Origin of the sequence: Sphingomonas sp. ID1715, assembly GCF_013044515.1 — a bacterium.
Lineage (GTDB): Bacteria > Pseudomonadota > Alphaproteobacteria > Sphingomonadales > Sphingomonadaceae > Sphingomonas_B.
Genome location: NZ_JABEPR010000001.1, coordinates 789,276 through 804,196, shown reverse-complemented (window position 1 = coordinate 804,196; position 14,921 = coordinate 789,276). Strand labels below are relative to the sequence as shown.

General features: G+C 67.2%; 14 protein-coding genes and 1 tRNA gene. 10 read left to right on the top strand and 5 right to left on the bottom strand.

Features of this window, described 5'->3' with window-relative positions:
• Positions 1-3: 3 nt before the first annotated feature.
• A complete protein-coding gene (gene rsmI / locus HJG53_RS03850) occupies positions 4-843 on the bottom strand; it encodes a 16S rRNA (cytidine(1402)-2'-O)-methyltransferase (protein WP_171127834.1) in 840 nt (279 codons plus the stop codon).
• Positions 844-857: 14 nt separating this feature from the next.
• Here rsmI and HJG53_RS03845 point away from each other — a divergent pair, with 14 nt between their 5' ends.
• Positions 858-2,051, top strand: a complete 1,194-nt coding sequence (locus tag HJG53_RS03845) for a penicillin-binding protein activator (protein WP_171127833.1) — start codon at positions 858-860, stop codon at positions 2,049-2,051.
• A 22-nt stretch (positions 2,052-2,073) separates the two neighbouring features.
• A complete protein-coding gene (locus HJG53_RS03840) occupies positions 2,074-2,541 on the top strand; it encodes a YbjN domain-containing protein (RefSeq protein ID WP_171127832.1) in 468 nt (155 codons plus the stop codon).
• Here the strand turns inward: HJG53_RS03840 and hemW are convergent.
• The 3 genes from hemW to rph all read right to left on the bottom strand — a co-directional run bounded on the left by hemW (position 2,534) and on the right by rph (position 5,102).
• Complete coding sequence (gene hemW / locus HJG53_RS03835; RefSeq protein ID WP_171128168.1) at positions 2,534-3,673, bottom strand: radical SAM family heme chaperone HemW; 1,140 nt, start codon at positions 3,671-3,673, stop codon at positions 2,534-2,536. The two genes, HJG53_RS03840 and hemW, sit on opposite strands and share 8 nt — an antisense overlap.
• 119 nt (positions 3,674-3,792) lie before the next feature.
• Positions 3,793-4,401, bottom strand: coding sequence for an RdgB/HAM1 family non-canonical purine NTP pyrophosphatase (gene rdgB / locus HJG53_RS03830; protein ID WP_171127831.1), 609 nt, complete (start codon positions 4,399-4,401; stop codon positions 3,793-3,795).
• Positions 4,398-5,102 (bottom strand): ribonuclease PH, encoded by a 705-nt coding sequence (gene rph / locus HJG53_RS03825; protein ID WP_171127830.1) that lies wholly within the window; start codon positions 5,100-5,102, stop codon positions 4,398-4,400. Before rph ends, rdgB begins: the two co-directional genes overlap by 4 nt.
• Before the next feature lie 69 nt (positions 5,103-5,171).
• Here rph and hrcA point away from each other — a divergent pair, with 69 nt between their 5' ends.
• The 8 genes from hrcA (at position 5,172) to pepN (ending at position 14,251) form a co-directional block, all read left to right on the top strand.
• Positions 5,172-6,218: a heat-inducible transcriptional repressor HrcA gene (gene hrcA / locus HJG53_RS03820; RefSeq protein ID WP_171127829.1), complete on the top strand. Its 1,047-nt coding sequence runs from the start codon at positions 5,172-5,174 to the stop codon at positions 6,216-6,218.
• A complete protein-coding gene (grpE, locus tag HJG53_RS03815; protein WP_171127828.1) occupies positions 6,215-6,760 on the top strand; it encodes a nucleotide exchange factor GrpE in 546 nt (181 codons plus the stop codon). The genes hrcA and grpE overlap by 4 nt, the downstream gene beginning before the upstream one ends.
• Before the next feature lie 60 nt (positions 6,761-6,820).
• Positions 6,821-7,183, top strand: coding sequence for a preprotein translocase subunit SecG (gene secG / locus HJG53_RS03810; protein ID WP_171127827.1), 363 nt, complete (start codon positions 6,821-6,823; stop codon positions 7,181-7,183).
• Positions 7,184-7,255: 72 nt separating this feature from the next.
• Positions 7,256-8,890, top strand: a complete 1,635-nt coding sequence (locus HJG53_RS03805; RefSeq protein ID WP_171127826.1) for a CTP synthase — start codon at positions 7,256-7,258, stop codon at positions 8,888-8,890.
• 96 nt (positions 8,891-8,986) lie between these two features.
• On the top strand, positions 8,987-9,343 hold the full coding sequence (locus tag HJG53_RS18250) for a hypothetical protein (RefSeq protein WP_174842743.1): 357 nt from the start codon (positions 8,987-8,989) through the stop codon (positions 9,341-9,343).
• A gap of 174 nt (positions 9,344-9,517) precedes the next feature.
• Positions 9,518-11,299, top strand: coding sequence for an aminopeptidase P family protein (locus HJG53_RS03795; protein ID WP_171127825.1), 1,782 nt, complete (start codon positions 9,518-9,520; stop codon positions 11,297-11,299).
• A 258-nt stretch (positions 11,300-11,557) separates the two neighbouring features.
• Positions 11,558-11,632 (top strand) — tRNA-Thr (locus HJG53_RS03790).
• 42 nt (positions 11,633-11,674) lie between these two features.
• Positions 11,675-14,251 carry an aminopeptidase N gene (pepN, locus tag HJG53_RS03785; protein WP_171127824.1) on the top strand — a complete coding sequence of 859 codons (2,577 nt, stop codon included), beginning with the start codon at positions 11,675-11,677 and terminating at the stop codon, positions 14,249-14,251.
• Positions 14,252-14,320: 69 nt separating this feature from the next.
• Here the strand turns inward: pepN and HJG53_RS03780 are convergent, their stop codons facing one another.
• Positions 14,321-14,875 (bottom strand): ABC-type transport auxiliary lipoprotein family protein, encoded by a 555-nt coding sequence (locus HJG53_RS03780; protein WP_368039497.1) that lies wholly within the window; start codon positions 14,873-14,875, stop codon positions 14,321-14,323.
• Positions 14,876-14,921: the final 46 nt, after the last annotated feature.

Here is a 14,921-nt window from a genome sequence, read left to right as displayed (position 1 = left end):
TGATCACCGACAGTCCTTGATCGCCATGGCGCGCGCATAGAGCTCTCGCCGGTCCGCGCCGGTCGCCTTGGCGACCTCGCCCGCCGCCTTTGCCGGCGGCAACCGCGTCAACGCTTCCCGTAGAGCCGCATCGACATCGTCTTCGCTGGCAGCCTCCGCTTCGCCGGGAGGGGCGACGACGATGACGATCTCGCCCTTGGGCGGCGAATCGGCATAGCGCGCGGACAAATCGCTGAGCGTGCCGGTGACGGTCTGCTCGAACGTCTTGCTGATCTCGCGCGCGACCGCCGCCTCCCGATCGCCCAGCCCCTCGGCAAGAGCGGCGAGGGCAGCACCCAGACGCGGACCCGATTCGTAGAAGACCAAAGTCGCACGCAGGGCGGCAAGCTCGGCAATCGCGTCGCTGCGCGCCTTGGCCTTGCTGGGGAGGAAACCGGCGAAAAGAAAACGGTCGGTCGGCAGCCCGGCGAGCGTCAAGGCAGCGATGGCGGCGCAGGGACCCGGCAGGGTCGTTACCGCAATCCCTGCCGCGCGCGCATCCCGCACCAGCTTGTAACCCGGATCGGAAATCAGCGGCGTGCCGGCATCGGAGACCAGCGCGACCGCTTCCGCGGTCATGCGCGCGATCAGCTCGGGCCGCACGCGGTCGGCATTATGGTCGTGGTAGGGCAGCATCGGCCGGCGCACGCCGATATGCTGGAGGAGCTTCGCCGTGACGCGGCTGTCCTCCACCGCCAGCACGTCGGCGCGCGCGAGGATGTCGGCGGCACGCGGCGCCAGATCGCCGAGGTTGCCGATGGGCGTCGCGACAATATAGAGGCCGGGTTCAAGCGTATCGGGCATGTGAGAGGATCGTCATGGCAGAGGCAGCCACCGCACCGCAAATTTGGGCAGGCGCGGCAAAGAAGCTCGGGCTCGCCACCGGCCTGTTGGCGCTGGCCGCCTGTCAGACGATGGTGCCGCGCCGCGGGCCGCAGGCGCCCACGCCGACGCCGACGCCGGTCGAGACTCCGCGCCCCATCGGTCCCGAACTGCCGGACGATGCCGAGCGCAACCGCATTGCCCTGCTGGTGCCGCTGTCCGGTCCCAACGCGGCGGTCGGCCAGTCGATCGCCAATGCCGCCAATCTTGCCGTGCTCGACACCGGCGGCAAGCGCATCCGCATCACCACCTACGACACGGGCGCGGGGGCAAGCGGCGCCGCGACGCGCGCGATCAATGAAGGCAACAAGATCATCCTCGGGCCCCTGCTGGCCGAAGAGGTACGGCTGGTCGCCCCGGTCGCCCAGCGGTCGCGCGTGCCGGTGATCAGCTTTTCGAACGACACGAGCGTGGCCGGCAACGGCGTGTTCGTGATGGGCTATACGCCCGCCGAATCGATCGACCGCGTGGTCCGGTTCGCCCGCGCGAAGGGAATGACCAAGTTCGCCGGCCTGACGCCGACCGGTGTGTACGGCCAGCGCGCGGCCAATGCCTTCCTCCGCTCGGTCGAAAGCGCCGGCGGCCAGGTCGTGACCCTGCAGAGCTTCGACCGCAGCAAGGGCGGCATTTCCGCTGCAATCACCAAGATGGGTGCCAACTCGCCGTATGAAGCCGTGCTGATCGCAGACGGCGCGCGCACGGCTTCCCAGGCCGTGACGCTGCTGCGCAAGGGCGCGCCCAGCGCAAAGGTGCTGGGCACCGAGCTGTGGAACACCGAAGGCGCGATCTCGACCATGACGCCCCTGCACGGTGCCTGGTTCGCCAGCGTGCCCGACGGGCTCTATCGCCAGCTCTCCGCCAAGTATCGCGCCCGCTTCTCCTCTGCGCCTTACCGTATTTCGAGCATGGGCTATGATGCCGTGCTGCTCGTCTCGCGCATCGCGCAGGATTGGCGGCTGGGGAGCGATTTTCCGATGGTGCGGCTGGTCGACAATGACGGCTTCACCGGTATCGACGGCCCGTTCCGCTTCCGCCGCGACGGCGTGGTGGAGCGCGCGCTGGAGGTGAGCCAGGTCGGACCGAACGGGCAGACGGTCGTCAGCCCGCCACCGGCGCGGTTCGACGACTGACACGATTGAACAGGGGGGTAGCATGAAGAGATTTTTCGCGGTCGCGGCGCTGGTTGCGGCGCCGCTCCACGCCCAGGCCGAGCGGCCGATCGGCGTCGAGACGCCATCGGCCCTGCACGCCGCGCTCAAGGACATGGGCTATGCGCCCGAGGCCCTCGACCTGTCGGGCGCGCCGTCGACGGTGATCACGTCCAATGACTCGCGCTATTGGGTCGTGCTCGGCGGCTGCAGCGACAAAAAGGCGTGCAAGACGCTGATGATCGGCAGCAGCTTCACCGACGTGATGCCGCCGATGGAATGGGTCAACAAGCAGAACGAATCCTTCGACCTGCTGAAGGTATGGCTGAACGACAAGAAACAGCTCGCCTATTCGGTGCAGGTGCCGACATCGGGCATCACCCGCCCGCAGCTGCGCGCCCTGATCGATGGGCTCAACAACTCGTCCGCGCAGCTGGGGCAGGACGCAATCGACGCGAAGCTGGTCAAGTAAGCACGATCTCGGCCAGCACGCGGTCGAGCAGCAGCATGCCCGCGGGAGTGACCCGCAGCCGCTGACCGGCCTCGATCAATCCCAAGGCGCTGAGTCGCGCAACGGCGGCGTGGTCGACCAGCTGGCGAATGCCCGTGCGGTCGCTGATCGCGGCGAGGTCCACGCCTTCGTCGAGCCTCAGGCCCATCAGCAGCGCTTCTGAAGCCTGGGTGCGAGGATCGAGCGCGTCTTCGCTCTCGATGCCATGTCGGTTGCGCGCGACCGCGGCGAGGAAATTCTCCGGCTTCTTGCGGCGGAAGCTCGCGGCGGCGCAGCGGCGGCCGTGCGCACCGGGACCGACGCCCAGATAGTCGCCGTAACGCCAATAGGTCAGGTTGTGCCGGCTCTCTTCGCCCGGCCGCGCGTGGTTCGACACCTCATAGGCGGGCAGTCCAGCCTCGGCAGTAAATGCCCGCGTCAGCTCGAACAGGTCGGCGGCGAGGTCGGGATCGGTCTCAGCCAGGGCTCCCTTGGCGGCCAGTGCCGCGAACCGCGTGCCGGGTTCGATCGTCAGTTGATAGAGAGAGAGGTGGCCGGTCCCAAACGACAGGGCGCGCGACAGCTCCGCGCGCCAGTCTTCCGGTGATTGTCCAGGCCGGGCATAGATCAGGTCGAAACTGACCCGGTCGAACACGCTTTGGGCCGTCTCGAGGGCAGCCAGGCCTTCCCGCACGTCATGGGCACGACCCAGAAAGGCCAGCGCCTGATCGTCGAGCGCCTGCAGGCCCAGCGAGACGCGGTTCACGCCCGCCGCCGCCAGGTCCGCGAAGCGCGCGGCTTCGACGGAAGAGGGGTTCGCCTCCAACGTGATCTCGATCCCTCGGGCAAAGCCCCAATGCCGCTCGGCCGCTTCGATCAGTGCCGCGACGGTCTGCGGCGGCATCAGCGACGGCGTACCGCCACCAAAAAAGATCGAGGAGAGCGGACGACCCGGCGTGAGCGACGCTTCATGCGCAAGGTCGGCCAACAGGGCCGCACGCCATTGCTGCTGATCGACGTCGCTCCGCACATGGCTGTTGAAGTCGCAATAGGGGCATTTCGAAACGCAGAACGGCCAATGAATGTAGAGGGCGAGGGGGGTGCCCGTCGGCAGGTCCTCCTCTCCGGTTTGGGCTGAGCTTGTCGAAGCCCTCCCTTTCTTAGGCGCCGAAGAGGTGAAAGAAGGGAGGCCTTCGACAAGCTCAGGTCGAACCGATTTTTGTATCTCGATGCTCAGAGGAGCGCCGCCTTCAGCTTCGCGAAAGCCGCGGCCCGGTGGCTGATCCGGTGCTTTTCCTCCGGGTCCATCTCGCCGAAAGTCTGGTCATAACCCTGCGGCACGAACACCGGATCATAGCCGAAGCCCCGCTCGCCCCGCGGCGGCCAGACCAGCGAACCTTCGGCCCGGCCTTCGAAACTTTCGACATGTCCGTCCGGCCACACGACGCACAGCACGCAAGCGAAATAGGCGGCGCGGCTCACGCCCGGACCGAGTGCCTCCAGCCGCTCCTGCACGCGCGACATGGCGAGCATCCAGTCGCGGCCGCCGTCGGTTTCGGCCCAGTTCGCCGTGTATACGCCCGGTTCTCCGCCCAGAGCTTCGACGCAGATGCCGCTATCGTCCGAGATGGCGGGCAGGCCCGACAGGTCCGCCGCGCTCCGCGCCTTCAGTTCGGCGTTGAAGAAGAAGGTGGTGCCGGTCTCTTCCGGCTCGGGCAGGTCGAGTTCCTTGGCGGAGACCAGCTCCAGGCCGTAGGGCTCGAGCAGGACGCGCAGCTCGTGCACCTTGCCTTCATTATGGCTGGCGACGACGAGCCGGCCCGCCTCAAGCCTCCGGGTCACCGGCCGACCGCCTTGCGCTGGGCCGCGAAGATGTCGTTGCAGCCGATCCGGGCGAGGCGGAGCAGGCGAAGCAGCCCTTCCTCGTCATAGGTCGCGCCCTCGGCGGTCGCCTGCACCTCGACGATATTGCCCTGGCCGGTCAGCACGAAGTTGGCGTCGGCATGCGCGGTCGAGTCTTCGGGATAGTCGAGGTCGAGCACCGGCGTGCCCTCCCAGATGCCGCAGCTGATCGCCGCCACCTGGTCGCGGATCGGGTCGACGGGCAGGTTGAGCGTGTCGACGGCCATGCGCAGCGCCACCCATGCGCCGGAGATGGAGGCCGTCCGCGTGCCGCCATCCGCCTGGATCACGTCGCAGTCGAGCACGATCTGGCGCTCGCCGAGCGCCTTCAGGTCGACGACGGCGCGCAGCGAGCGGCCGATCAGCCGCTGGATTTCCTGCGTGCGGCCGGACTGCTTACCCTTGGCCGCTTCGCGGCTGCCGCGGGTGTGGGTGGCGCGGGGCAGCATGCCATATTCCGCCGTGACCCAGCCTTCGCCCTTGCCCCGCAGGAACGGCGGGACCTTTTCCTCCACGCTGGCGGTGACCAGGACCTTGGTGTCGCCAAAGCCGATCAGCACCGACCCTTCGGCGTGGCGGGTGAAGTTCGGCTCGATGGTGATGGCGCGCATCTGGTCGGGCGCGCGGCCTGAGGGTCGCATAGGTGTTCCTCTGAAAGTGTGGCAGCGCCCTAGGTGACGGCGAAGATGAGAGTCCATACATAACCCGCCATGGCCAGCCAGCCGATCACCGAATTGTCCGACCGGGCGCGCGAAGTGTTTCGCGTGGTGGTCGAATCCTATCTCGGCACGGGCGTGCCGGTGGGATCGCGCACCATCTCGAAAGTTGGCGGGTTCAACCTGTCGCCCGCCTCGATCCGCAACGTGATGCAGGACCTGGAAGAAGCGGGGCTGCTGTCCGCACCGCATATCTCCGCCGGGCGCATGCCGACCGAGCAGGGCCTGCGCCTGTTCGTCGACGCGATCATGCAGGCGGCCGAGCCCTCGGCCGAGGAACGGCGCATGATCGAGCGCCAGCTCGGCCGCGACGGTGGACCGATCGAGAATGCGCTTTCGGCTGCCAGCGCGGCCTTGTCCGACCTCTCGGCCTGTGCAGGCGTGGTGATGGTGCCCCGGCGCGAGCCGCGGCTGCGGCAGATCGGCTTCGTGCCGCTATCGCGCGAACAGGCGCTGGCGGTGCTGGTGGGGCAGGACGGCAGCGTCGAAAATCGCGTCATCGACTTGCCGCCGGGCGTGTCGCCGAGCTCGCTGATCGAAGCGGCGAACTTCGTGTCCGACCAGCTTGCCGGCATGACGCTGGGCGAGGCGCGGGCGCGGCTGCAGGCGGAGATCGGCGCGGGACGCCGGGCGCTCGATGCCGCCTCGCGCGAGCTGGTCGAGCGCGGCCTTGCCATCTGGTCCGAAGATGGCGACCGGCGGCCGGTGCTGATCGTCCGCGGCCAGTCGCACCTGATCGACGCCGCTGCGGCCGCCGATCTGGAGCGTGTCCGCCAGCTGCTCGGCGAGCTGGAGGAGGCGCAGGAAATCGCGCGCGTCCTCGACTCCGCGGCCGAGGGTGCGGCGACCAAGATCTTCATCGGTTCCGAAAACAAACTGTTCGCCTTGTCGGGCTCGTCGGTGATCGCTTCGCCTTATCGCGGGGCGGACGGCCGGGTGGTCGGCGTGGTGGGGGTGATCGGGCCGACGCGGTTGAACTATGCGCGCGTGGTCCCCATGGTGGACTTTACGGCACAAACATTATCAAGACTGATGGGATGATGGACGAGAACGATACGGTTCGCGAAGAAGCGGCTGCGGATGCTCCGGAAGTGGCGGAGCATGATCGCGTGACGGCATTGGAGGCTGAGTTGGCCGAGGCCAAGGCCGCGGTGCTCTATGCCCAGGCCGAGACGCAGAATGTTCGCCGGCGGTTGGAAAAGGACGCGCAGGACGCGCGCGCCTACGCCGCCACCTCCTTCGCGCGCGACATGCTGTCGGTGTCGGATAACCTGGAACGCGCGCTGCAGGCGATTCCGGCCGAGCTTCGCGAGGACGAGAAGTTCAAGGGGTTGGTCGTCGGCCTCGAAGCGACCGGCCGCGAACTGGCTGCGGTGTTCGAACGCAACGGCATCAGCCGCATCGCCGCACTGGGCGAGAAGCTCGACCCCAATCGGCATCAGGCGATGATCGAGCTGCCCAGCGCCGATGCCGAACCCGGCACCGTTGTGCAGGAAATGCAGGCCGGCTTCATGATCAAGGATCGCCTGCTGCGCCCGGCGCTGGTGGCGGTTGCGAAAGCTGCGGAAGCGGTTCAGGCCTGAGGATGGACGGTTCGGGGTTCTGACGCTAAAGGCCCCGCCACTTCGAATAGAAAGCCAGAGATGTTCACCTTCCTCCTCGTCGTGCAGGCCATTATCGCCGCGGCGCTCGTCACCGTGATCCTGATGCAGCGGTCCGAAGGCGGCGGCCTGACCGGCGGCAGCCCGACCGGGCTGATGTCGGCGCGCGGCGCGGCCGACTTCCTGACCCGCGCGACCGCGATCCTGGCGACCGTCTTCGTGCTGCTCTGCATCGCGCTGGCCACGATCGCGTCGCTGAACAACCGCACTGGCCGGGTCGACGCGACCGCCGCCACTCCTGCCCAGACGGCACCGCTGGCTGCGCCGACCACCGCGCCCGTCGATCCGCTTGCTGCGGCAGCGGGTCAGGCAGCGGGCAACTCGACGGCGCCCGCGACCAAGTAAGTTCCTCCCCGTGTGGGGGAGGAGCTAAAGAGCTTGCCCCTGCCCGATTCCCCCGGCTAAGCCATTCCTCCCATGGCGCGGTATATTTTCATCACCGGCGGCGTGGTTTCCTCGCTTGGCAAAGGCTTGATGGCGGCCTCTCTGGCTGCCCTCCTCCAGGCGCGTGGTTACCGCGTGCGCATCCGGAAATTTGATCCTTATCTCAACGTCGATCCGGGCACGATGAGCCCGTATCAGCACGGCGAAGTCTATGTGACCGACGACGGCGCCGAGACCGATCTCGATCTCGGCCATTATGAGCGGTTCACCGGCGTGCCGAGCCGCCAGTCGGACAATGTCACGTCCGGCCGCATCTACCAGACCGTGATCCAGCGCGAGCGGCGGGGCGACTATCTCGGCGCGACCGTGCAGGTGATCCCGCACGTCACCGACGCCATCAAGGCCTTCGCGCAGACCGATGTCGAGGATCTCGACTTCGTGCTGTGCGAGATCGGTGGGACGGTCGGGGACATCGAGTCGCTGCCCTTCATCGAAGCCGTCCGGCAGCTGCGCAACGATCTCGGCCGCGAGAACAGTGTCTTCGTGCACGTGACGCTCGTGCCCTACATCGCCGCCGCCGGCGAGCTGAAGACCAAGCCGACGCAGCACAGCGTGCGCGAGCTGACCGCGCTCGGCATCCAGCCGGACGTGCTCGTCTGCCGCTGCGAAAAGCCGCTGCCGGACAGCGAACGCGCCAAGATTGCGCTGTTCTGCAACGTGCGGAAGGAAGCGGTCGTGCCCGCGCTCGACGCCAAGAGCATCTATGGCGTGCCGCTCCAATATCATGCGGAAGGGCTCGACCGCGAAGTGCTGCGCGCCTTCGGCATCGAGACGCCGCCGGCCAGCCCGAACCTCTCCCGCTGGTCCGAGATCATGGACCGGCTGGAGAATCCCGAAGGTGAGGTGACGATCGGCGTCGTTGGCAAATATGTCGGTCTGCCGGACGCCTATAAGTCGCTGCACGAAGCGCTCGTCCATGGCGGCATCGCCAATCGGGTGAAGGTCAACATCAAGTGGATCGATGCCGAACTGTTCGAGCATGAGGATCAGGTCACGACCGAACTGGAGCCGATGCACGCCATCCTCGTGCCCGGCGGCTTCGGCGAGCGCGGCTCCGAGGGCAAAATCTCCAGCGTCAAGTTCGCGCGCGAACGGAACGTTCCGTTCTTCGGCATCTGCCTGGGCATGCAGATGGCCTGCATCGACGGCGCGCGGAACGTTGCCGGCATCAAGGGCGCCTCGACGACCGAGTTCGGCCCGACCGATGAGCCCGTCGTCGGCCTGATCACCGAGTGGATGTCGAAGGAAGGGCTGCAGAAGCGGGAGGCGAATGGCGATCTGGGCGGCACGATGCGCCTGGGGGCCTTTCCCGCGACGCTCAAGGGCAACAGCGTCGTCGAGTCGATCTACGGCGCGCGCGAGATCAGCGAACGCCACCGCCACCGCTATGAAGTGAACATTCATTATCGCGAGGCGCTGGAGAAGGGCGGCCTGCTCTTCACCGGCATGAGCCCGGACGGCGCGTTGCCGGAAATCGTCGAGCGTCCCGATCATCCCTGGTTCGTCGGCGTGCAATTTCACCCGGAGCTCAAGTCCAAGCCCTTCGAGCCGCACCCGCTCTTCGCCAGCTTCGTCGAAGCGGCCGTGAAGCAGAGCCGATTGGTCTGACGCGGGCGTAACGAGAGGAACGCTGCGTCACTGCCTCCGTTGAAACCGCGACGCGAGCGCAGCTTCGCCTCGCGCCTTTTCGCGACGGAGAGACAGATGCAGAATCAAGGCGGTAGCGGCCAGACCGGCACGCGCGACACGACGTACGACCTGACGGCCGTGCTTTACCACGCGCTCCAGGGTGTCGAGAATTGCGAGACCTATCAGCAGGACGCCCAGAGCGGTGACCAGCAGCTCGCGCAGTTCTTCCAGCAGGCTGCGCAGACGCAGCGCCAGCTCGCCGAACAGGCAAAGACGTTGCTTCACGATTGCCTGATGAAGGAAACGCAAGGCGGGCAGGGCGGGCAGCAAGGCTCCGGCCAGGGCTCCGCCTTCGGCTTCGGCCAGCAAGGCTCGCGGCAGATCGGCCAGCAGAGTGAAATGGCCGGCGGTGCCTCGGGCGGACAGAACTAGAGTTACTGAGTCTATCCTCCCCGGAACGGGGAGGTGGCAGGCCAAAGGCCTGACGGAGGGGGCCCGGTCCGTGTTCCGGCGGTGGGCCCCCTCCACCATGCTTCGCATGGTCCCCCTCCCCGTTCCGGGGAGGAGCTGTTAGACGCACTCCCACACAGTCGAGAGGAGTGCCCCATGTCCACCTATGAAGCGCGCCTAGCGGCCCTGCGCGAGCAGCTGAAGCGCGACCGGCTGGACGGATTCGTCGTACCGCTGACCGACGAGCATATGTCCGAATATGTCGGCGCTTACGCCCAGCGGCTTGCTTGGCTGACGGGTTTCCAGGGCTCGGCCGGCACGGCGGTGGTGCTGCCCGAAGAGGCGGCGATCTTCATCGACGGCCGCTATACGCTGCAGGTGCGCGAGCAGGTCGATCCGAAGCACTGGGCCTATGTCTCGGTGCCGGAGACATCAGTTTCCGACTGGCTGGGCGAGCACGCCGCGAACGGTGCGCGGATCGGCTATGATCCCTGGCTTCACACCCGCGCCTGGGTCGAAGCGGCCACCAAGGCCTTGGCGGAGAAGGGCGCAACGCTGCTTGCGGTCGACACCAACCCCGTCGACGCGGTCTGGCCGGACAAGCCGGAGCCCAGCCGTGCCAAGCTGGTCGTCCACCCGGATCAGTTCGCCGGCAAGAACTCGGCGGAAAAGCGGGCGGAGATCGCCGATTGGCTCGCCGCCAAGCGCGCCGATGCCGTAGTCCTCTCCGCGCTCGACTCGATCGCCTGGACGTTCAACGTGCGCGGCAAGGACGTGGAACGCACGCCGGTCGCGCTCGCCTATGCGCTCGTCAACGCCGACGGCACTGCCGACCTATTCGTCCGGCCCGAAAAGGTCGGCGAGGATGTTGCCCAGCACCTCGGCAACGCGGTGCGGTTGCACGACCGGGCGGAGTTCCCGAAGGCGCTGGCGGGCTTTGCCGGCAAGCGGGTGGCGGTCGATCCCGAGCGGGCGGTCGCCGCCATTTTCGAGAAGTTGGAGCAGGGCGGTGCGCAGCCGCTGCAGCTGCGTGATCCCGCCGTGCTCGCCAAGGCGAAAAAGAACCCGGTTGAGATTGCCGGCCACCAGGCGGCGCAGGCGCGCGACGGGGCCGCCATCGTCCGCTTCCTGCACTGGCTGTCGATCGAGGCGCCCAAGGGCCAGCTGACCGAAATGAGCGCGGCCGCGAAGCTGCGCGCGTTCCGTGACGAGACCGGACTGCTCGAAGACCTGTCGTTCGACACCATCTCCGCGGCCGGTCCGAACGCAGCCATCCCGCACTATCGCGTCACCGATGAGTCCAGCCTGCCGATCACGATGAACGGTATTTATCTGGTCGATTCAGGCGGCCAGTATCGGGACGGCACGACGGACATCACCCGCACCGTGATCGTCGGCCAGCCCACGCCCGAGATGCGAGACCGGTTCACGCGGGTGCTGAAGGGTCATATCGCCATCGCCACTGCGTTGTTTCCCAAGGGCACGCGCGGCCAGCAGATCGACGCCTTCGCCCGCCGCCCGCTGTGGGAGGCCGGCCTCGATTACGCCCATGGCACCGGCCACGGCGTCGGCAGCTATCTGTCGGTGCATGAAGGGCCGGCGCGAATCGCGACCTTCGGCGGCGGCGACGAACCGCTGGCCGAAGGCATGATCCTCTCCAACGAGCCCGGCTATTACAAAGGCGGGGAATACGGCATCCGCATCGAGAACCTCGTGCTGGTGGTGGCGAAGGAGGTGCCCGGCGCCGAGCGCGAGATGCTCGGCTTCGAGACGCTCACCTTCGCACCGATCGACCGGCGCCTCATTGACGCCGCGATGCTGACCGCGGCCGAGCGCGCCTGGCTCAACGCCTATCACGCGCAGGTGCTGGCCAAGATCGGCCCTCAGGTTGGAGGCGAAATTCGCGCCTGGCTCGAAGCGGAGTGCGCTGCTCTTTGAAGGAAAAGCGGGATCCCGGATCAAGTCCCGGATGACGGGTGAGAGTTTTCGGAGTCATCGTCACCCCGGCCTTGAGCCGGGGTCCCGCTTCCTTCCGTGTCGCGCCCCTGTGCCTTCCGCTTGCGCAGATTTTCCCGCAGCGCCGCCGCTAGTCGTTCCGCCCGATCGTCCTTGCTCATGCCGACCCGCTACTCCCGCCCTCAACGGGTTGACAAGCGCGCGGCCCTCGCCCAAGTGCCCGCCTCGCCCGCGGGCAGTGCTGCCGTAGCTCAGTGGTAGAGCGCATCCTTGGTAAGGCTGAGGTCGTGAGTTCAATCCTCACCGGCAGCACCATTTTCCTTCCGCCCACCGCCTCAGATAGCTAGGCCCGGCGGTATGGCAGACGTTCAGAACAGCGCCGCACCGCAGGTCATCCGCCGCGAGGATTATCGTCCGCCCGACTGGCGCGTGGCGGAGATCGCGCTCGAGTTCGAGCTCGATCCCGCGCAGACGATCGTGCGCAGCCGCTTGCAGGTGGAGCGCGCGGGCGAGGGGCCGCTGCGGCTGGACCATGGCGGGCAGGAGTTGCTCTCGTTCCGCACAGATGGCGCGGCGGCTGCTTATCGTGAAGAGGGCGGCCAATATGTCGTCGATTTGCCGGGTGAAGCGCACCTTATCGAAACGGAATGCGTGCTCGCGCCGGACAAGAATACCGAGTTGATGGGGCTTTACGCGTCGGGCGGGCTGCTTTGCACCCAGTGCGAGGCGGAGGGGTTTCGGCGCATCACGCCGTTTCCCGACCGACCGGACGTGCTTGCCCGTTATCGGGTGCGAATGGTCGCGGACAAGGCGCGCTTCCCGGTGCTGCTGTCGAACGGCGATCTCGCCGGTAGCGGCGATCTTCCCGATGGGCGGCATTGGGCCGAGTGGCACGACCCGTTCCTGAAGCCATCATACCTGTTCGCGCTGGTCGCGGGCGATCTGCAGGCGAACCGCGACAGCTTCACGACCATGTCGAGCCGCAAGGTCGATCTCGGCATCTGGGTGCGGCAGGCCGACCTGCCCAAGACCGCGCATGCGATGCAGGCGCTGAAAGACGCGATGGCCTGGGACGAGCGCGTCTATGGTCGCGAATATGATCTCGACGTGTTCAACATCGTCGCGGTCGCGGATTTCAACTTCGGCGCGATGGAGAATAAGGGCCTCAACATCTTCAACTCGCGCTACATCCTCGCCGATCCGGAAACCGCGACCGATGCGGATTTCGATGCGGTCGCGGCCGTCGTCGCCCACGAATATTTCCATAACTGGTCGGGCAACCGGATCACCTGCCGTGACTGGTTCCAGCTGTCGCTGAAGGAAGGCTTCACCGTCTTCCGGGACCAGCAATTCTCGGCCGATCACGGCTCGGCGGCGGTCAAGCGGATCGAGGATGTGCGCGTGCTGCGCGCGGCGCAGTTCCCCGAAGACGCCGGACCGCTCGCCCATCCGGTCAGGCCGGACAGCTTCATCGAGATCAGCAACTTCTACACGGCGACGATCTACAACAAGGGCGCCGAGCTGATCCGCATGATGCACACGCTGGCGGGTCCCGAGCGGTTCCGCCGCGGCACCGACCTCTATTTCGATCGCTTCGACGGCCAGGCGGTCACGTGCGACGATTTCGTGGCCGCAATGGAGGAGGGCGCCGGGCTCGACCTCTCGCGCTTCCGCCGCTGGTACGAACAGGCCGGCACGCCCAAGGTGAAGGCAAGCGTCCGCATTAGCGGCGGCGAGACGGTTGTCGCCCTGGAGCAGCAGGTCCCCCCCACGCCCGGCCAGCCGCACAAGCAGCCGATGCCACTCCCGCTGCGGCTCGCGCTGTTCGGCGCCGAAAGCGGTACCCGGCTGGTGGAGGAGCAGCTGGTCGTGCTCGACGACGCGAGTACCGAGCTGCGCTTCGCCGGCCTGGCCGAGCCGCCGGTGCTGTCGATCAACCGGGGCTTCTCCGCTCCGGTGGTGGTCGAAAGCGATCGCACGGCGGCCAACCTCGCGCTGCTTTCCGCCCATGATGATGATCCGTTCGCGCGTTACGAGGCGCTCCAGCAGCTGATGCTCGGCGGGCTGATCGCAGCGATCGAAGGCGCGCCGTTCGACGATGATGCGGTAATCGAGGCGGTGCGGCGGACGCTCACCAATCCCGCGCTGGACAAGGCCTTTATCGGCGAAGCGGTGCTGCCGCCGTCCGAGGCCTTTATCGGCGATCAGATGGTCATGGTCGATCCCGAAGCCATTCATGCGGCTCGCGAGTCACTGCGGCAGCGGCTCGGGCGCGCGCTGGAGACGGATTGGCGCGAGGCCTATCTCGGGAGCGCCGCCAACCGCTTCGAGCTCACGCCGGCGGCCAAGGGCGCGCGGCGCCTGCGCTCGGTCGCGCTCGGCTTCCTGATGGCAGGCGGCGCGCAGGACGCGCCCATGCTGGCTTGGGAGCAGTTCCAGGGCGCATCGAACATGACCGATCGGCAGGGCGCCCTCAACGCGCTGGCAAGCAGCGAAACGGCCGAGCGCGAAAAGGCGCTGGCCGCCTTTTACGATCTTTATCGCGGCGACCCGCTGGTGCTCGACAAATGGTTCACCACCCAGGCGCTGGCCAGTAGGGCAGGAGTGCTCGACGACGTCTTGCGGCTCTCCCGGCATCCGGACTTCACGCTTACCAACCCGAATCGCGCGCGGGCGCTGGTCGGCGCCTTCTCGGCCAATCAACACGGCTTCCACAGCGGCGGAGTGCGGTCCTACCAGTTCCTCGCCGACACGGTGCTGGAGCTCGACAAGCTCAATCCGCAGACCGCCGCCCGCTTCGTCGTGCCGCTCGGCCGCTGGCGTCGCTTCGCTCCGGAGCGCGGTGCGCAGATGCGTGCGGAACTCGAACGCATCGTCGCCTCGCCCCAGCTCTCAAAGGATGTGTTCGAACAGGCGAGTAAGTCGCTCGCGTAAACCCGCCAGTGCTCCGGCGAAGGCCGGAGCTCTAGGCCGCAAGGCTCCGGCCTTCGCCGGAGAACATGGCTATTTCAGCCAGTCCGCGACTTCCGCCGCCACCTGATTTGCGGCTTGGTTCAGCGCCGCGCCCACTGGCGCTGCCTCGATGGCGCTGACCGGTACGCGCGCTTCGAAGCGGCGCGTCTGGATGGCCGTGCCGCGCGCGACGGCGGCGTCGAAGGTGACGACTGCGCTCTGACTCGCTTCATCGATGCCGAACGCCTGGAGCTGGCCGGTGACGCGGACGCCCGGGTCCATGACGAACTGCCGGCCCGACAGGACCGGCCGCCCAGTGCGCGCCGCGATCACCTCGGACAACAGCCGAGCGAAGAGGCGCGACGGCGGCTCCACCCATTGCGCCTTCTTCACATAGGCGACTTCCGTAGAGCCGCTGCGGACCGGCACGCGATTGCTGGCGAGTTCGGCAGGCACCGTCGGCGGAATGACCGTGATGGCTTCACCCGGCGAAACGCTCTGCCCGGTGCCTGGCGCGACCGACTGTGTCGCGGTCAGCCGCAGCAGCCGCTCAGGCGGCTTCTCGCCGAAGCTGATGCAGCCGGACAACGCGAAGACAAGGAGCACACCTAATCCCGTTCGCTCCGAGCGAAGTCGAGAAGCTCGGCGCGAG